The following is a 20,858-nucleotide window of genomic DNA, read 5'->3' on the forward strand; positions in this document are numbered from 1 at the left end:
GCCAGAAAGGAAGCCTATTATGAAAGGTATTATTCTTGCGGGTGGTTCAGGTACCCGACTGTACCCACTTACTCGGGCCGCGTCAAAACAGCTGATGCCAGTTTATGATAAACCCATGATTTATTATCCTTTGTCAACCTTGATGTTGGCTGGGATTAAGGACATTTTGATCATCTCAACACCACAGGATTTGCCCCGTTTTAAGGATCTGCTCTTGGATGGTTCCGAATTTGGAATCAAGCTTTCCTATGCGGAACAGCCTAGTCCCGACGGACTTGCTCAGGCTTTTCTTATCGGTGAAGAATTTATCGGCGACGATAGTGTTGCCTTGATTTTAGGCGATAATATCTATCATGGGCCTGGTTTGAGCAAAATGCTTCAAAAGGCAGCCAAGAAAGAGAAGGGGGCGACTGTTTTTGGCTACCAAGTGAAGGATCCAGAGCGTTTTGGTGTGGTCGAGTTTGATACAGACATGAATGCTATTTCCATAGAAGAAAAACCGGAGAATCCTCGCTCTAACTATGCAGTGACTGGTCTTTATTTCTATGACAATGATGTTGTGGAGATTGCCAAACAGATAAAACCGAGTGCTCGTGGAGAGTTGGAAATCACAGATGTTAACAATGCTTATTTGAAGCGTGGGGATTTGTCAGTTGAAGTTATGGGGCGTGGTTTTGCCTGGTTGGATACAGGGACGCATGAGAGCTTGTTAGAGGCTTCCCAATATATCGAAACGGTTCAACGAATGCAAAATGTTCAGGTTGCCAATCTGGAAGAAATTGCCTACCGAATGGGTTATATCAGCCGCGAAGATGTGCTGAAGTTGGCGCAACCTCTCAAGAAGAATGAATACGGGCAATACTTGCTTCGTTTGATTGGAGAAATCTAGATGACAGATAATTTTTTCGGCAAAACACTTGCAGTGCACAAGATTGATGCCATTCCAGGTTTGTTAGAGTTCGACATTCCAGTTCATGGTGACAATCGTGGCTGGTTTAAGGAAAATTTCCAGAAAGAAAAGATGCTACCGCTTGGTTTTCCTGAAAGCTTCTTTGCTGAAGGAAAACTGCAAAATAACGTCAGCTTTTCTCGCAAAAATGTTCTTCGAGGACTCCATGCTGAACCTTGGGATAAGTACATCTCAGTAGCAGATGGTGGCAAGGTTCTGGGTTCTTGGGTTGACCTACGTGAAGGTGAGACTTTTGGAAATGTTTATCAGACCGAGATTGATGCAAGTAAGGGAATCTTTGTCCCTCGCGGCGTAGCCAATGGTTTCCAAGTCCTCTCGGATACAGTTTCTTATAGCTATCTGGTCAATGACTATTGGGCACTTGAACTCAAGCCTAAATATGCTTTTGTCAACTATGCAGACCCAGCTTTGGGCATTGAGTGGGAAAACCTAGAAGCAGCAGAAGTCTCAGAAGCTGATAAACATCATCCACTGCTTAAGGATGTAAAACCTCTGAGAAAAGAAGATTTGTAAAAAAATTAGGGAATAAAAATGACTGAATACAAAAATATCATCGTGACAGGTGGAGCTGGTTTTATCGGTTCTAACTTTGTTCATTATGTTTACAAAAACTTTCCAGATGTTCATGTGACAGTGCTGGACAAGCTGACTTATGCGGGTAATCGTGCCAATATTGAAGAAATTATAGGTGATCGTGTTGAGTTGGTTGTTGGAGATATTGCTGATGCAGTCTTGGTAGACAAGCTGGCAGCTGAAGCGGATGCTATCGTTCATTATGCGGCAGAAAGTCACAATGACAACTCGCTCAATGATCCGAGTCCCTTTATCCATACCAACTTCATCGGGACCTACACTCTTTTGGAAGCAGCACGTAAATACGACCTTCGTTTCCACCATGTGTCAACTGACGAAGTCTATGGGGATCTGCCTCTGCGTGAAGATTTGCCAGGTCATGGAGAAGGTCCAGGTGAGAAATTTACGGCTGAAACCAAGTACAATCCCAGCTCGCCTTACTCATCAACCAAAGCAGCTTCAGACTTGATTGTCAAAGCTTGGGTTCGCTCATTTGGTGTTAAAGCGACTATTTCTAACTGTTCAAACAACTATGGTCCTTACCAACATATCGAGAAGTTCATTCCGCGCCAAATCACCAATATTTTGAGTGGAATCAAGCCAAAACTCTACGGTGAAGGTAAAAATGTCCGTGACTGGATTCACACCAATGACCATTCATCAGGTGTTTGGACAATTTTGACAAAGGGTCAAATTGGTGAAACCTACTTGATTGGTGCGGATGGTGAGAAGAACAATAAGGAAGTCCTGGAACTCATTCTCAAGGAAATGGGGCAACCAGCTGATGCTTATGACCATGTGACGGACCGAGCTGGTCACGACCTTCGTTATGCTATCGACGCTAGCAAGCTTCGTGATGAACTAGGGTGGAAACCAGAGTTTACCAACTTTGAAGCAGGTCTCAAAGAGACCATCAAGTGGTACACAGACAACCAAGACTGGTGGAAATCTGACAAAGAAGCAGTAGAAGCTAATTATGCTAAAACGCAACAAGTGATTAACTAAATGCATACTAAAAAGCAAGAGACTTTGAGTTCTCTTGCTTTTTATGTATGTCGTAATCTTTTATTCTCTTATTTCTTGTTTATAAAACTCTTTAAGGGCAGCTTGCCAGGTTGGAATGACGAAACCTGTCGCCTTCGCTTTGACTAAACTCATGGTTGAGTTGAGAGGTCGTTTAGCCTTGGCAGGAAACTTGCTGGAGTCTACTGGTACTACTTCGACATCACTGTCTTTAAGAATCTCGACAGCGAAGTCATACCAAGTGGTGTCTTCCGCTGCGTCATTTGATAAGTGGTAGTAGCCAAACTCTTTTTGATTATCAGTCAAATAGGTCATGAATTCGGCCAAGGTTCGTGTCCAGGTTGGGCGGCCGTGTTGGTCGTTGACTACTGTGAGTGTTTTATGGGATTTGGCTAGATTTTGCATGGTAAAGACAAAGTTTTTACCATAATTTCCAAAGACCCAAGCAGTCCGGATAATGTAATGCTGTGACGTAAGATTTTCAACAAGTTCCTCCCCCATTCGCTTGGTACGCCCGTACTCTGTTTGCGGATCAGGTAGGTCATCGACTTCCCACTCTTGTCCGACGGGTTTCTTTCCATCAAAGACATAGTCTGTCGAGATATAGACCAGAGTAGATCCGTATTTCTCAGAGGCCTTGGCTACATTTTCAGTTCCAGTTACGTTGATGGCAAAATCCAGTTCTTTCCCCTCGTCTTCTGCTGCATCAACAGCAGTATAAGCTGCACAATGATAGACTAAAGTTGGCTTAATCTCAGCAAAGACTTTCTCAACCATTTTAGCATTAGTGATATCCATTTCGGCCACATCCACTGCAACATAGTCCACATTTCGTTCATCTAGTAAATAACGTAGTTCGGTACCGAGTTGACCATTTGAACCTGTAATTAATATCATTGTCTTCTCCTTAACTTTTCTTCTATCTAATCATAGCAAAAAAATGATAAAAAATCTGATTTTCGGTCCTTGTTTTGCTGGTTTAAGATATAAAAATATAGTATTAGAGAATCATAATTTTATAATAGAAAACTTATTTTTCAGAATTTACCAAATTAATTCAAAAATTCTGAAAATTTTATTGACATGTTTCTGAAAAGGGACTATAATGGGGTGAAAGTTTTAAAGGAGAAAACAATGAAAAGTTCAAAACTACTTGCCCTTGCGGGTGTGACGTTATTGGCAGCTGCGACTCTTGCAGCCTGCTCTGGATCAAGTTCAAATGCTAAAGGTGAGAAAACATTCTCATACATTTACGAAACGGATCCTGATAACCTAAACTATTTGACAACTGGTAAGGCAGCTACAGCAAATATTACTAGTAACGTTATCGATGGCTTGCTTGAAAATGACCGCTATGGTAACTTTGTACCGTCTATGGCTGAGGATTGGTCTGTATCTAAGGATGGATTGACTTATACGTATACACTCCGAAAGGATGCAAAATGGTATACATCTGAAGGTGAGGAGTATGCAGAAGTTAAAGCTCAAGACTTTGTAACTGGTCTTAAGTATGCTGCTGATAAGAAATCAGATGGTCTTTACCTGGTTCAGGAATCTATCAAGGGATTGGATGCTTACGTCAAAGGAGAAATTACAGATTTTTCTCAAGTAGGAATCAAAGCTCTTGATGATTATACCGTTCAATACACATTGAACAAGCCAGAAAGTTTCTGGAATTCTAAGACAACAATGGGTGTTCTGGCTCCTGTTAATGAAGAATTTTTGAACTCTAAAGGGGATGACTTTGCTAAAGGTACGGACCCAAGCAGCATTCTCTATAATGGACCATTCTTACTCAAATCAATCGTAGCCAAATCATCAGTCGAGTTCGAAAAGAATCCAAACTATTGGGACAAAGACAATGTCCATCTTGATAAAGTAAAATTATCCTTCTGGGATGGTCAAGATACTAATAAGCCAACTGAAGCTTTCAAAGACGGTAGCTTTACAATGGCTCGCCTCTTCCCAACAAGTGCTAGTTACTCAGAGACTGAAAAAACATTCAAAGACAATATCGTTTATACCCAACAAGATTCTACTACTTATTTAGTAGGCACAAATATCGATCGCCAGTCTTATAAGTACACTTCTAAGACAACAGATGAGGAAAAAGTATCAACCAAGAAGGCACTTTTGAATAAGGACTTCCGTCAAGCTATTGCATTTGGTTTTGACAGAACAGCCTACGCTTCTCAAGTAAATGGTGCAAGCGGGGCTACTAAACTGCTTCGTAACTTATTTGTTCCTCCTACATTTGTACAGGCAGATGGGAAAAACTTTGGGGAATTAGTTAAGGAAAAATTGGTGACCTATGGAGATGAGTGGAGCAACGTAAACTTGGATGATGCCCAAGATGGACTCTACAATCCTGACAAAGCCAAAGCAGAGTTCGCTAAAGCTAAGGCGGCCCTTCAAGCGGAAGGTGTGAAATTCCCAATCCACTTGGATATGCCTGTAGATCAAACAAATACAACAAAAGTTCAACGTGTTCAATCTTTTAAACAGTCAGTTGAAGAAAATCTAGGATCAGATAATGTGGTTATCGATATCCAACAGCTCCAAAAAGACGATGTTCAAAACATTACCTACTTCGCTGAGACTGCGGCTGGAGAAGACTGGGATATCTCAGATAACGTGGGTTGGTCTCCAGACTATATCGATCCATCTACTTATCTTGATATTATCAAGCCTTCTGTAGGAGAAAATACGAAAACATATCTAGGATTTGATTCTGGGACAAACAACGCTGCCGCTAAGCAAGTTGGTTTAGAAGATTACGAAAAAATGGTTGTGGAAGCTGGTGAAGAAACCACTGATGTTTCAAAACGTTATGAGAAATATGCTGCTGCCCAAGCTTGGTTGACAGACAGTGCCTTGCTCATTCCAACAACTTCTCAAACTGGTCGTCCAATGTTGTCTAAGATGGTACCATTTACACTTCCATTTGCATACTCTGGTAACAAGGGTATGAGTGAAGCCCTTTTGTACAAATATCTAGAAGTACAAGATAAGGCAGTGACAACAGAAGAATACCAAAAAGCTCAAGAAAAATGGTTGAAAGAAAAAGAAGAGTCAAATAAAAAGGCCCAAGAAGATCTCGCAAACCATGTGAAATAACTTTAAAAAAGTGAAGGATTTAGCCATCGACATGATGGTTAAGTCCTTTTTTATCTTGGTATAAGTCCCTGAATGATTAGAGATAGGATTTTTTTATAGCTGTAAAGCGATTCTTAAAATTCTGAGCGTTAGAACTGTTCAGAAAAGAGAAAATTTTAGTGAATTTTACCTATTTCCTATTGCTTTCTGCCTTTTTATTTGTTATATTAAAAGTACAATTAATTTTTATTTATAACAGTTAAGCAGAGCACTTTCAGAGAAAGGAGTATTTTTTAAAAAAGAAATGTAAACGCTTACTGGAAAATGAAAGGATTTAGGAGTTCATGGATAAACGATTTTTTGAAAAACGCTGTAAGTTCAGTATTCGTAAGTTTACGCTTGGAGTAGCTTCGGTGATGATTGGAACGACTTTCTTCGCAGCTAGCCCAGTATTAGCTGATCAAGCAAGAGTTGGTTCAACAGATAATTTGCCGAGTGAACTAGCTGATTTGGATAAGAAGGCTAGTGATGAGGGGCACGATTTTGACAAGGAAGTTGCCGCTCAGAATCCTGGTTCAGCTGAAACTGCTGAAGGCCCTCAAACAGAAGAAGAGTTGTTGACTCAAGAAAAAGAAAAGTCTGAAAAGCCAAGCAATCTGCCAAAAGAATTAGAAGATAAGTTGGAGAAAGCTGAAGACAATGGGCGCGAAGTTGACAAGGATCAGTTGGCCCAAGATACTGGCAAGCTCGTCCCAGAAGATGTGGCTAAGACTACCAATGGGGAATTAAACTACGGCGCGACTGTTAAGATTAAGACGCCATCAGGAGAAGGTAGCGGTATTGTCATTGCTAAAGACCTTGTCTTGACGGTTTCTCACAACTTTATCAAGGATAGCCAAGACGGCAATATCCGTAAGGTTGTGGATAATGACCAAGGGGATGGAGATATCTATAGCATCTCATATCCAGGATTGCCAGATGTCAAGTTTAGCAAGAAAGATATTATTCATTGGGATCGTGAAGGCTACCTGAAAGGCTTCAAAAATGATTTGGCTCTTGTGAGATTGCGTACAGTTCTAGAAAATACGCCTGTTGAAGTAACTAAAAAGCCAGTTGTTAAGAAAATCGGAGATAAACTCCATGTCTTTGGTTATCCAGAAGGAAAATTGAATCCGATTGTCAATACTACAGTTGATTTTGCGGAACCATACGGAGAAGGTGTCCAAGGGATTGGTTACCAAGGAGGAAAACCGGGCGCTAGTGGTGGTGGTATCTTTGATACAGAAGGCAAACTAGTCGGTGTTCACCAAAATGGTGTAGTTGGAAAACGGAGCGGAGGCATTCTCTTCTCACCAGCTCAACTAAAATGGATCCAAGACCACATACAGGGAATTTCAAGTGTGAAACCAGCCGACTTGGAAGAGAAAGAGAAACCGGCTGAAGAAAAACCAAAAGAGGATAAACCTGCAGCTGCTAAACCTGAAACACCTAAGACAGTGACTCCTGAATGGCAAACGGTAGCGAATAAAGAGCAACAAGGAACAGTCACTATTCGTGAAGAAAAGGGTGTTCGCTACAATCAATTGTCTTCAACGGCCCAAAATGACAATGATGGCAAACCAGCCTTGTTTGAAAAACAAGGATTGACAGTTGACGCTAATGGAAATGCGACGGTTGATTTAACCTTCAAAGATGATTCTGAAAAGGGCAAATCACGCTTTGGTGTCTTCTTGAAATTTAAAGATACCAAGAACAATGTTTTTGTTGGATATGACCAAGGTGGCTGGTTCTGGGAATACAAAACTCCAGGTAATAGCACATGGTATAAAGGCAACCGTGTGGCAGCACCAGAACCAGGTTCTGTAAATCGTCTTTCTATTACTCTCAAGTCAGATGGACAACTCAATGCCAGCAACAATGATGTCAATCTCTTTGACACAGTGACCCTACCTGGGGCGGTCAATGAGAATCTTAAAAATGAGAAGAAAATCCTTCTCAAGGCAGGAACTTATAGCAATGACCGAACGGTTGTCAGCGTTAAAACAGACAATCAAGAAGGTGTAAAAGCGGATGATACTCCTGCCCAGAAAGAAACAGGTCCTGCCGTTGACGATAGCAAGGTGACTTATGATACGATCCAGTCTAAGGTTCTCAAGGCAGTGATTGACCAAGCCTTTCCTCGTGTCAAAGAATACACTTTGAATGGCCATACTTTACCAGGACAGGTGCAACAGTTCAACCAAGTCTTTATCAATAACCATCGAATCACCCCTGAAGTCACTTATAAGAAAATCAATGAAACAACAGCAGAGTACGTGATGAAGCTTCGTGATGATGCTCACTTAATCAATGCGGAAATGACAGTACGCTTGCAAGTTGTGGATAATCAATTGCACTTTGATGTGACCAAGATTGTCAACCACAATCAAGTCACTCCAGGTCAAAAGATTGATGACGAAAGAAAATTGCTTTCAACTATTAGTTTCCTTGGTAATGCTTTGGTCTCTGTTTCGAGTGATCAAGCTGGTGCTAAGTTTGATGGGGCAACCATGTCAAACAATACCCATGTCAGCGGGGATGATCATATCGATGTAACCAATCCAATGAAAGATTTGGCTAAGGGTTACATGTATGGATTTGTTTCTACAGATAAGCTTGCTGCAGGTGTTTGGAGTAACTCTCAAAACAGCTACGGTGGTGGTTCGAATGACTGGACTCGTTTGACAGCCTATAAAGAAACAGTTGGAAATGCCAACTATGTCGGAATTCATAGCTCTGAATGGCAATGGGAAAAAGCTTATAAGGGCATTGTCTTCCCAGAATACACCAAGGAACTTCCAAGTGCCAAGGTTGTTATCACCGAAGATGCCAATGCTGACAACAAAGTCGACTGGCAAGATGGTGCCATTGCTTATCGTAGCATCATGAACAACCCTCAAGGTTGGGAAAAAGTTAAGGATATCACAGCTTATCGTATCGCGATGAACTTTGGTTCACAAGCACAAAACCCATTCCTTATGACCTTGGATGGTATCAAGAAAATCAATCTCCATACAGATGGTCTTGGGCAAGGTGTTCTCCTTAAAGGATATGGTAGTGAAGGTCACGACTCTGGTCACTTGAACTATGCTGATATTGGTAAACGTATTGGTGGTGTCGAAGACTTCAAGACCTTGATCGAAAAAGCGAAGAAATATGGAGCTCATCTTGGTATCCACGTTAACGCTTCTGAGACTTATCCTGAGTCTAAATACTTTAATGAAAATATTCTTCGTAAGAATCCAGATGGAAGCTACAGCTACGGATGGAACTGGCTAGACCAAGGTATCAACATTGATGCTGCTTATGACTTGGCGCATGGACGTTTGGCTCGCTGGGAAGACTTGAAGAAAAAACTTGGTGAAGGTCTCGACTTTATCTATGTGGACGTATGGGGCAATGGTCAATCAGGTGATAACGGTGCCTGGGCTACCCACGTTCTTGCTAAAGAAATCAACAAACAAGGCTGGCGTTTTGCGATTGAGTGGGGCCATGGTGGTGAATACGACTCTACCTTCCAACACTGGGCAGCTGACTTGACCTATGGTGGCTACACTAATAAAGGTATCAACAGTGCTATCACCCGCTTTATCCGCAACCACCAAAAAGATTCTTGGGTTGGGGACTACAGAAGTTACGGTGGTGCAGCCAACTACCCACTTCTAGGTGGCTACAGCATGAAAGACTTTGAAGGCTGGCAAGGAAGAAGCGACTACAATGGCTATGTAACCAACTTGTTTGCCCATGATGTCATGACCAAGTACTTCCAACACTTCACTGTAAGTAAATGGGAAAATGGTACACCAGTTACCATGACTGATAACGGTAGTACCTATAAATGGACTCCAGAAATGAAGGTTGAGCTAGTCGATGCAGCAGGTAACAAGGTTGTTGTGACTCGTAAGTCAAACGATGTCAATAGCCCGCAATACCGCGAACGTACAGTAACGCTCAACGGACGTGTCATCCAAGATGGCTCAGCTTACTTGACTCCTTGGAACTGGGATGCAAATGGTAAGAAACTTCCTACTGATAAGGAAAAAATGTACTACTTCAATACGCAGGCCGGTGCAACAACTTGGACCCTTCCAAGCGATTGGGCAAATAGCAAGGTTTACCTTTACAAGCTAACTGACCAAGGTAAGACAGAAGAGCAAGAACTAACCGTAAAAGATGGCAAGATTACCCTAGACCTTCTAGCAAATCAACCATACGTTCTCTACCGTTCAAAACAAACCAATCCTGAAATGTCATGGAGCGAAGGCATGCACATCTACGACCAAGGATTTAACAGTGGAACCTTGAAACACTGGACCATTTCTGGTGATGCTTCTAAGGCAAAAATTGTCAAATCACAAGGCGCAAATGAAATGCTTCGTATCCAAGGTAATAAGAGCAAGGTCAGTCTTACTCAGAAACTGACTGGCTTGAAACCAAATACCAAGTATGCGGTTTATGTTGGTGTCGATAACCGTAGTAATGCTAAGGCAAGTATCACAGTGAATACTGGCGAGAAAGAAGTGACTACTTATACCAATAAGTCACTCGCTCTCAACTATATCAAAGCTTATGCTCATAACAATCGTCGTGAAAATGCTACAGTTGACGATACAAGTTACTTCCAAAATATGTACGCCTTCTTTACAACTGGATCTGATGTATCAAATGTCACTCTGACATTGAGTCGTGAAGCTGGTGATGAAGCAACTTACTTTGATGAAATTCGTACCTTTGAAAACAATTCAAGCATGTACGGAGACAAGCATGATACAGGTAAAGGAACATTTAAACAAGACTTTGAAAATGTAGCTCAAGGTATCTTCCCATTTGTAGTAGGTGGTGTCGAAGGTGTCGAAGACAACCGCACTCACTTGTCTGAAAAACACGATCCATATACACAGCGTGGTTGGAACGGTAAGAAAGTTGATGATGTTATCGAAGGAAATTGGTCATTGAAGACCAATGGACTAGTGAGCCGTCGTAACTTGGTTTACCAAACAATCCCACAAAACTTCCGCTTTGAGGCAGGTAAGACTTACCGTGTAACCTTTGAATACGAAGCAGGCTCTGACAATACCTATGCCTTTGTAGTCGGTAAGGGAGAATTCCAGTCAGGTCGTCGTGGTAGTCAAGCAAGCAACTTGGAAATGCATGAATTGCCAAATACTTGGACAGATTCTAAGAAAGCCAAGAAAGTAACCTTCCTCGTGACTGGTGCAGAAACAGGCGATACTTGGGTAGGTATCTACTCAACTGGAAACGCAAGCAATACTCGTGGAGATGCTGGCGGAAATGCCAACTTCCGTGGTTATAACGACTTCATGATGGATAATCTTCAAATCGAGGAAATTACCCTAACTGGTAAGATGCTGACAGAAAATGCACTGAAGAACTACTTGCCAACTGTAGCCATGACCAACTACACCAAAGAGTCTATGGATGCTTTGAAGGAGGCGGTCTTTAACCTCAGTCAGGCAGATGATGATATTAGCGTGGAAGAGGCGCGTGCAGAGATTGCCAAGATTGAAGCTTTGAAGAATGCTTTGGTTCAGAAGAAGACAGCCTTGGTAGCAGAAGACTTTGAAAGTTTGGATGCGCCAGCTCAACCAGGTGAAGGTCTAGAGAATGCCTTTGATGGAAATGTGTCTAGTCTATGGCATACATCTTGGAATGGTGGAGATGTAGGCAAGCCTGCAACCATGGTCTTGAAAGAACCAACTGAAATCACAGGACTTCGTTATGTTCCACGTGCCTCTGATTCAAATGGAAACTTGCGAGATGTGAAACTGGTTGTCACAGATGAGTCTGGTAAAGAACATACCTTCACAGTGACAGATTGGCCAAATAATAACAAACCAAAAGACATTGACTTTGGCAAGACAATCAAGGCTAAGAAAATTGTCCTTACAGGTACCAAGACTTACGGAGATGGTGGCGATAAATACCAATCTGCAGCGGAACTCATCTTTACCCGTCCACAAGTAGCAGAAACACCGCTTGACATGTCTGAATATGAAGCAGCTTTGGCTAAGGCGCAGAAATTAACAGACAAAGACAATCAAGAGGAAGTAGCTAGCGTTAAGGCAAGCATGAAATATGCGACGGATAACCATCTCTTGACGGAAAGAATGGTGGCCTACTTCGCAGACTATCTCAATCAATTAAAAGATTCTGCTACGAAACCAGATGCTCCAACAAGTAGCAAGGGAGAAGAACAACCACCAGTTCTTGATGTACCTGAGTTCAAAGGCGGCGTCAATGCAACAGAAGCAGCTGTACATGAAGTCCCTGAGTTCAAGGGCGGCGTTAATGCGGTTGAAGCCTTGGTTCACGAATTACCAGAATACAAAGGTGGAGCCAATGCGGTCCTAGCGGCTGCAAATGAAGTCCCTGAGTTCAAAGGTGGCGTCAATGCGGTTCAAGCCTTGGTAAACGAGAAACCAGCCTACACAGGTGTATTGGCTACTGCTGGAGATCAAGCAGCTCCAACAGTTGAAAAACCTGAGTACCCGCTCACTCTAAGCCCAGTAGCTGATGCCAAAACTCTGGAAGATAAAGAAGAGAAACTTCCTGCTACAGGAGAACATGGTTCAGAAGCAGCCCTCTTCTTGGCAAGTGTGAGCATCGCTTTATCTGCTGCAGTCCTTGCGACAAAACGTAAAGAAGAGTAATGAGATTTGATTTTAGCAGTTCAAAGCAACTCGAATCAAAAAGAACAAACAGCCGGAGAGGACCTCTTGGTTCTCTCCTTTTTCAAAGGAGAAATGATACCGCTTACTCATGTATGCGGATGAAAGGAATAGGAGAAAGATGGATAGACATTTTTTTGAGAAACGCTGTCACTATAGTATAAGAAAATTTGCAATCGGTGCAGCCTCCGTTATGATTGGTGCTAGTATCTTTGGCGCCAATATGGTTCAGGCGGCAGAAACAGCAACACCTTCAGAGACAGAGGGAAGTATCACTCATGTTCAAGCCTTGGATAAGTTACCAGATGATTTAGCCGCTGCGCTTGAAAAAGCAGATGCAGAAGCTGCAACAGAAGCAAGTCATGAAGAAACTCCAGCGACTGATGAGGGAACCAATCCTGCAGCAAGTGAAGAGGCAAAACCAGAGGCAAGCCCTGCAAGTCCCAAGCCAGCAGAAACGCCGAAACCGGTTGAAACACCAAAGGCAGACAAACAACCTGCGGAAACCACTACACCAGCAGTAAAACCAGCTGAAAAGACAATCGAAGATAGAGAAGATGTCAACCATCTCGAAGGTGCTACTGCTCAGGCAAGCAACCATGAGACTGGGACCAACTTTACTGCAGATAAGGCTATCGATGGAGATGACAATACCCGTTGGGCTACAGATAGAGATGCAGTAAAACCAACTTTTGAATTAACTCTTCCAAAAACTACCCTCATCAAGCATGTAGAAATAGACTGGGATCGTCGTCTTCGTAATGGGCAAAATGACCCCAATATCAAATCTTGGAGTCTCTACTACGCAGGTCAAGAAGACGTGGGCGCTAATGGAGAAAAACAATGGAAACTCGCTCATACCAAAACTGAAGATCCTGTTTTAGATGAGAAAGTAGATCTAGCTGAAAGTATCAAAGCTAAATATCTTAAGTTAAAAATTAACGACTATCAAGCGGGCACAATGGGCTGGAGAAACGTTGGAATCCAAGAAATTCGAGCTTATTCAAACGTTCCGGACCATAGTAGGGTAACGGATATCCGCCAAGTAACCGAACTAACAGTAGCAGAAGATGGACGGTCTCTTGTCTTACCAACTCTACCAGGAAAAGTCAGTCTCATTGGAAGCAATAAACAAGGTGTAATTGACCTTCAAAATCACATCTATAAGCCTTTGACAGACCAACGTGTCAAGGTCATGGTCCAACAAATCAGAGACAGTCATACCTTTACCAAAGAGTTTGAAGTAGTCATCAAGGGCTTACATCAGGACGAAGGTGTGGGTGTTAAACCAAAAGTAGCACCAGCTGTTCAACAATGGTATGGGAAAGAAGGTCAATCTTCTATCACTTCAGATACAGTTCTTGCGACGGGTGATTCTGGCTTTGATCAGGCTGCAACCTTCTATCAGTCAGACCTTGCTAGCCGTGGATTGGAACTAGCAACAGGTGACAAGCAGGCTCAAAAACGAATCGAATTTAAAAAAGTTGAAAACAAGGGTTATGGTAAAGAAGGGTATGGCATCACTATCCAAAATGATGTGATTACCATCGAAGCTGCCACAAACACAGGAGCCTTCTACGCCACTCGTACCCTTCTTCAAATGGGAGAAAGTAACCTCCAAAATGGCGAAATTCGTGATTTCCCAAGTTTCAGCCACCGTGGCTTTATGCTGGATACAGGTCGTAAATTTATCCCTTATGACACTCTTGTAGACATCATGCTCAACATGGCTTACTACAAGATGAACGACTTGCAGTTGCACCTCAACGATAACTATATCTTCCTTAAGGAACACTTGGCAGGTAAGAGCTTAACACCAGAAGAACAACTCAAGTATGTTCTTGAACATGCCAAGACTGGTTTCCGTGTGGAGACAGACATTGTCGGTAAGAATGGACAAAAACTAACATCAGACGAGCATTATACCAAGGAAGAAATGCAAAATCTGATTAAACTTGCCAAGGCCTTGCATATCAACCTAGTGCCAGAAATTGATACACCAGGTCATGCACTATCATTTGTCAAAGTTCGTCCAGATCTCATGTATCAAGGTAGTTTGAGCGATTATGCAGGCAAGCACAATGTTGAGCGCGTAGCCATGCTAGACTTGGATAACAAGTACGAAGAAACTCTTAAATTTGTCAAATCAGTTTATGACAAACTCCTCGATGGTCCAGATGCACCGCTTCATGGCGTGTCCACTGTTCATATCGGAACGGATGAATACTATGGCAGCAGAGAAAGCTATCGTCGCTATGTCAATGACCTTATCAAATACATTAAAGGAAAGGGATATACCCCTCGTATCTGGGGCTCGCTCAGTGCGAAACGTGGAAACACTCCTGTTGACTGGAACGGAGTAGAGGTTGATATCTGGAGTATCGGATGGCAACGACCAAATGAAGCCATTGCTCAGGGAGCTAAGATTATCAATATCACGGATGTACCGACCTATAGTGTGCCAAGTGGAAGCAATAGTCAAGCAGCCTACGGGGACTATGCTAACTACGAACGTCAGTACAATAGCTGGACACCGAATGATTTTAGAACAGGTGGAGGTCCACTTCTACCAGCTTCTCATCCAAGTATCCTTGGTGGTGGTCACGCAGTTTGGAATGATAATATCGACCTTCATGAGACTGGTTTGACCTCTTATGACATCTTCAAACGCTTCTTCAAGAGCATGCAAACCACTGCAGAACGCACCTGGGGATCCGATCGTGCAGCTGCAACCTTTGCAGAACGCACCCTACCAACGAGCCCTTATGCGCCACAGTCAAATCCTGCTAAAGAGATTGATCAAAGCGACTTGTTTACCATCAATTCTGAAACAGTCAAGAACTATGCAAGTAAGAAAGTGAAGGCAAGCGAACAGGGATTGGCTTTTGAGAAAGACAGCAGTATCGAAGGCTTGGCTGGTGATGTTGGTCCAAGTCACGTCTTGAAGTTTGATGTAACTGTCACTGGAGACGGAGAACAAACCTTCTCAGCAAGTGGGGATAACCGTATCTATCTAGCTGATAAAGACGGCTATCTTGCTTACCAGTTTGAACAGTTCCATATCCAATTCAATAAAAAACTTGAAAAGAACAAACGTTATCAAATCTCCATCGTAACCAAACCACAATCTACAGAAGTCTATGTGGATGGTGAAAAGATTGAGCGTATTGCAAATCCAGCCCACCCTCGCTTTGCCCACAATAGCTTGGTACTACCGCTTGAAAGCATCGGTGGATTCAAAGGAATCTTGCATAGTGCAGAGTTGTCAGACAAACCATTTGTAAATCCTCGTTTGATTTCAAATGATAAAATTACTGCAACCGCAAGCAGTCAGCAACTTCCAGGAAACGAGACTGAAGGCGCTGTTGAAAAGGCCTTTGACAATGATCCAAATACCTTCTGGCATACTAAATGGACTGGTGACACTGGGCCATACACCCTTACTATGACCTTGAAAGAAGCAGAAAAAGTCAATGGCTTGACGTATCTCCCACGTCCAGGTGGTGGAAATGGTGTCGTGACACGCTACGAAGTCTACGCACAAAAAGATGGCCAAATGATCAAGGTTTCAGAAGGAAGCTGGGACAACAACGCCCAAGAAAAAACAGTCAACTTTGCGGCGGTACATACCAACAAGATTGAGTTGAAAGTATTGGAAGGCGTTGGTGGTTTTGCAAGTGCGGCTGAAGTTCATCTATTGAAACCTGTCAAAGAAGAGCAAGAAACGCCTGCACCAAGTCAACCAGAAAAACCAACTACACCTGAAAAACCAAAAGTAGAGCAAACAGGTGATGGAACAGTTGAATTGGCAGATCAATTCACTGCAAGTAAACCAGCTAGCGAAGACAGCATTGCAGCTGCCAGCAAGAGCGCAGACTATCTCAAGAAAGAGTACAAGGTCTTCCCAACTCCACAAAAAGTGACTTATGGAGAAGGTGTCACAGCTCTTCGCAAGCAAGTCAATCTGGTCATGGGCGATCAACTCGATATCTATACTCGCAATCGCTTGAAGAGTGTTTTGCAGGACAATCAAGTATCTTATACAACTGGTAAGGCGGCAATCGCTGGCGCAACCAATATCTATCTTGGAGTGCATGGACAAGGTTCACAAGCAGAGCAAAACTTGTCCAATGTTTCAGCAGGTCTCTTTGACAAGATTGACGCCTATGTCTTGAGCATCAAGGATAACTCGATTTCCATCGTCGGAAAAGACACAGATGCAGTCTTCTATGGTTTGACAACCTTGAAACACATGCTCAAGGAAAGCCAAGTGCCAGTCCTTCGCAATGTGACAGTAGAAGATTACGCAGAGCTCAAGAACCGTGGTTTCATCGAAGGTTACTATGGAAATCCATGGTCTAATGCCGATCGTGCAGAGCTCATGCGTTATGGTGGCGATTTGAAATTGAACCAATACTTCTTTGCACCAAAAGATGATCCATACCACAACAAGAAATGGCGTGAACTCTATCCAGAAGAAAAATTAGCTGAAATCCGTGAACTTGCTCGTGTCGGAAATCAAAGTAAAACCCGCTATGTCTGGACTATCCATCCATTCATGAACAACCGCATCCGCTTTGGCAATGAAGCGCATTACCAAGAAGATTTGGCAACCATCAAGGCCAAATTTACCCAGTTGATGAAAGTGGGTGTCCGCGAATTTGGTATCCTTGCAGATGATGCACCAAGCCCAGTCGGAGGCTACAATAGCTACAACCGCTTGATGCAAGATATGACCAAGTGGTTGACTGAAATGCAGGGAACCTACAGCGGTCTTCGCAAAGAAATGATCTTTGTTCCTGGCCAGTATTGGGGTAATGGACGTGAGGATGAGTTGAAATCCCTCAATGAAAATCTCCCAAGTTCAACATCCATGACCTTGACGGGTGGTAAGATTTGGGGTGAAGTCTCTGAAAGCTTCCTTTCAACTCTCAAGAACAATCTATCCGCAGGTGGCAAAACCTATCGCCCCGTTTCACTTTGGATTAACTGGCCTGTAACAGATAACTCTAAACAACACTTGATTCTAGGTGGTGGTGAGAAATTCCTTCATCCAAATGTGGATCCTAGCTTGCTGTCTGGTATCATGTTGAACCCAATGCAACAGTCTGAACCATCTAAGATTGCCCTCTTTTCAGGAGCTCAATACTCATGGAAACAGTGGAAATCAGAAGAAGAAGCTAAGAAAATCAATGATATTGCCTTCAACTTTGTAGAAAATGGTCATTTTGAAGATAGCAAGGTATCGGCAGCCTTCCGTGAACTTGGTAAGCACATGATCAACCAAAACATGGATAATCGTGTCGTCAAACTAGAAGAATCGGTAGACTTAGCTCCAAAATTAACAGACTTCATGACCAAGCTCAAAGCAGGTCAGGATGTGACTGCCGAACGTGCAGCCTTGCGTGCAGAATTTGCCAAGATTAAAGAAGCAGCCGAACTCTATAAAGCATCAGGCGATAAAAAAATGGTTGCCCAAATCCACTATTGGTTGGATAATGCAATCGATCAAATGAATGCTCTCGATGCCTTCCTTACAGGAACTGAAGCCATGGCTACAAACGATGCAGCCAAACTTTGGGATAGCTACTATAAAGGTTTGAAATTGTACGAACAGTCTCAAACTCACACCTTCCATTATGTAGACCATATGGAAAGAGCTGAATTGGGTGTTCAACATATTCGTCCATTTATCCTATCCCTGAAAGAAGTTCTGGCATCTGAAGTTCAAAAAGTCTTGCATCCAGATCAAATCATCAGTACCTTTATCACCAATCGAACAGGTGTAGAAGGTGGTTTAGCAGAAGTAACGGATGGCGATTTGGCAACTCATGCGATTATTAAATCACCAAATAGCATCAAGACAGGTGATTATATCGGTATGAAATTCAACAAGCCAGTAGCGATTCAAACCTTGACCTTTGCTATGGGAACGCAGGCAAATCCACGTGATACCTTTAGTAAGGCAGAAGTGCAGTATCTAGATGAAAATGACAACTGGGTAACCTTGAAAGAGCCAAGCTATGTCGGAAATGAATCCCTGCTTAAGTTTGAGAATCTCAACATCAAGGCCAAAGCAGTTCGCATGATTGCGACAGCAGACCGCGAGAACACTTGGTTTGCAGTTCAGGAAATTGCAGTCAACCGTCCAGTTGAAAAAGCTCGTAGCCAACAAGCAACGACAGTTAGTCTAAGCTCAAACTTAGTTTACAAACTAAATACCTCAGCCCGTCAAATCACTGATGGCAAGGACAATACAGAAGCCATGATGGCAAATGCTGACGGTAGCAATACGACACCAGTAGATGCTTGGGCACAACTTGACCTCGGTGAAGTCAAGTCAGTCACTAAAGTACGACTTCGCCAAGGAACGGGTGATAAGCTTGCCACAGGTGTGCTTGAGTATTCTACAGACGGTACTACTTGGCAGGAACTCGATCGCTTGTCAGGTGAGCAAACCAAGGAAGTGACTAGAGCGATCAATGCTCGTTACATCCGAGTCCGCAATACCAAGGCACTCGACCTCTGGTGGCGTATCCAGGACTTCTCTGTTGAGACACGCTCTGGAAACAGCGAGTTAACAGACACCAACGTTGACGCCTTGAAGGAAACACCAGTAGTGGATAGCTTGGGCAGTTACGAGCTTCAAATTCCAGCTGGAACCAAACTCCCTGCTCATAGCTATCTAGGTATGAAGCTTGACCGTATCCATCAAATCAAGAGCATCCAGCTCCAAGGTCAGGCTAACCCTGCTCTTACTCTAGAGTACTCTGCAAATGCGCAAGAATGGACGCCGGCTAGCCAGTTGACTGACAGATCTGTAGTGAGCCACTTGGTACGTTATGTTCGTTTGGTCAATAAAACAGATCAGGAACAAGCTGTGACAGCCACTTCTCTCCTTGTGACAACCAAAGAAGTACAACCAACCAAACTAGAATCTACAACAATGGGTATTCATCCAACATACGGAAGCAATGATGTTCGTAAGCTGAACAACCTAGATCAACTATTTGACGGTGTTTACAACAACTTCGTTGAGTTTTCAGACTATGCCCGTAAAGATGGCCACGTAACCTTGAAACTTGGTAGCGAACGCACTATCAAGAAGATCAGAGCCTACATCCAAGACGGAACTCAAAACTACCTTCGTGATGGTAAGATTCAAGTCAGCCAAGACGGTAAAACTTGGACTGATGTCGTGACAGTAGGAGATGGTGTGGCCAATAGCACACACGATGATTCATTGACAGATGGTTGGACACATGATTCTAAGATGCCAGGAAATCGCTATATCGAGGGTAAATTGGCGACACCAGTCAAAGCTAACTATCTCCGTGTCCTCTATACAGCAGACTATGATGCCCGTTTTGTAGGCTTTACAGAATTGGTCATCAACGATGGTGAATTTGTCAAACCAATCAATGATCCAACAGTAGAAGGAAGTAGTGGAGAAAGCCAAGGCAACCTTTATAATAATCTTGTAGACGGCAAAGTCTTGACCAGCTACAAGTCTGAAAAAGACAAGGGCGAATTGGTGTATCACTTGTCTGAACCAACCAAAGCTAACCACCTTCGTCTCGTTTCCAGTCTTCCTGAAGGAGCTAAGGCACGTGTTCTTGCTAGAACACTCAAGGATGGTCAAGACAGTTGGCTAGACCTCGGTGCCATTACATCTAGTCTCCAAACCTTCGCTATCCGAAATGGTGGCTCTCTTCTAGACGTCAAATTAGTCTGGGAAGGTGGCAAGGCTGAGTTTTATGAATTGGCGAGCTTCTATCAAGAATTAACAGAAGAACCTGTTCAATCAAGCAAGGGTGAAGAACCAGCACCCGTTCTTGAGGTTCCTGAATTCACAGGTGGTGTCAATGCAGTTGAAGCCCTAGTACATGAACTTCCAGAGTACACAGGCGCATTAGCAACAGTAGGAGACCAAACTGCTCCAACAGTAGAGAAACCTGAGTTCAAGGGTGGTGTCAATGCAGTTGAAGCCCTAGTACATGAACTTCCAGAGTACACAGGCCCCGTAGCGACAGTAGGTGACCAAGCTGCTCCAACAGTAGAGAAACCTGAGTTCAAGGGTGGTGTCAATGCAGTGATGGCTCTAGTGCATGAATTGCCAGAATACACAGGCCCGCTAGCAACAGTAGGAGGCCAAGCAGCTCCAACAGTAGAAAAACCTGAGTTTAAACTTAGCACTCTAGTTTCTGATCAAGGTAAGACTCCAGATCATAAACAAGAAATTGCTAGACAAGAAACAGCAAAACAGAGCTTGCCAGCAACAGGTGAGAGTCAATCTGACACAGCCCTCTTCCTAGCAGGTGTTAGCCTAGCCCTATCTGCTCTCTTTGTAGCAAAAACAAAGAAAGACTAGTATTTAGTAAAACCTCTTAACAAGATTACGAAATCCGTTTCCTATCTTTCCCAATGAGGTTTATAGTACAGAAAAAGCCTGAGAAGACATCTTCTCA

At 43.0% G+C, this 20,858-nt stretch carries 7 protein-coding genes; 6 read left to right on the forward strand and 1 reads right to left on the reverse strand.

All coding sequences use genetic code 11. The annotated features are described in order from the left end of the window. The first annotated feature begins 19 nt into the window (after positions 1-19). From rfbA to rfbB, 3 genes are read left to right on the forward strand one after another with little or no spacing between them, the layout of a single operon-like run. The gene (rfbA, locus tag GMD3S_RS0203615) at positions 20-889 is read left to right on the forward strand and encodes a glucose-1-phosphate thymidylyltransferase RfbA (RefSeq protein WP_000676122.1); all 870 of its coding nucleotides are present in this window, start codon (positions 20-22) and stop codon (positions 887-889) included. Beyond that, a complete protein-coding gene (locus GMD3S_RS0203620) occupies positions 890-1,483 on the forward strand; it encodes a dTDP-4-dehydrorhamnose 3,5-epimerase family protein (RefSeq protein WP_000131467.1) in 594 nt (197 codons plus the stop codon). Between the two features lie 18 nt (positions 1,484-1,501). Then, positions 1,502-2,548 carry a dTDP-glucose 4,6-dehydratase gene (gene rfbB / locus GMD3S_RS0203625; RefSeq protein WP_000141509.1) on the forward strand — a complete coding sequence of 349 codons (1,047 nt, stop codon included), beginning with the start codon at positions 1,502-1,504 and terminating at the stop codon, positions 2,546-2,548. 60 nt (positions 2,549-2,608) lie between these two features. On the opposite strand, the gene rfbD is transcribed toward rfbB, so the two are convergent. Next, a complete protein-coding gene (gene rfbD / locus GMD3S_RS0203630; protein WP_000600928.1) occupies positions 2,609-3,463 on the reverse strand; it encodes a dTDP-4-dehydrorhamnose reductase in 855 nt (284 codons plus the stop codon). Between the two features lie 237 nt (positions 3,464-3,700). Here rfbD and GMD3S_RS0203635 point away from each other — a divergent pair, with 237 nt between their 5' ends. The 3 genes from GMD3S_RS0203635 to GMD3S_RS0203645 all read left to right on the forward strand — a co-directional run bounded on the left by GMD3S_RS0203635 (position 3,701) and on the right by GMD3S_RS0203645 (position 20,761). Then, complete coding sequence (locus GMD3S_RS0203635; protein ID WP_000842592.1) at positions 3,701-5,683, forward strand: peptide ABC transporter substrate-binding protein; 1,983 nt, start codon at positions 3,701-3,703, stop codon at positions 5,681-5,683. A 323-nt stretch (positions 5,684-6,006) separates the two neighbouring features. Then, entirely contained in the window at positions 6,007-12,372 is a 6,366-nt protein-coding gene (locus GMD3S_RS0203640; protein ID WP_000361152.1) for a SpGH101 family endo-alpha-N-acetylgalactosaminidase, read from the forward strand. Between the two features lie 139 nt (positions 12,373-12,511). After that, positions 12,512-20,761: an SIALI-17 repeat-containing surface protein gene (locus tag GMD3S_RS0203645; RefSeq protein WP_000373808.1), complete on the forward strand. Its 8,250-nt coding sequence runs from the start codon at positions 12,512-12,514 to the stop codon at positions 20,759-20,761. Positions 20,762-20,858 lie beyond the last annotated feature (97 nt).

The sequence above is a fragment of the Streptococcus sp. GMD3S genome (genome assembly GCF_000298695.2).
GTDB lineage: Bacteria > Bacillota > Bacilli > Lactobacillales > Streptococcaceae > Streptococcus.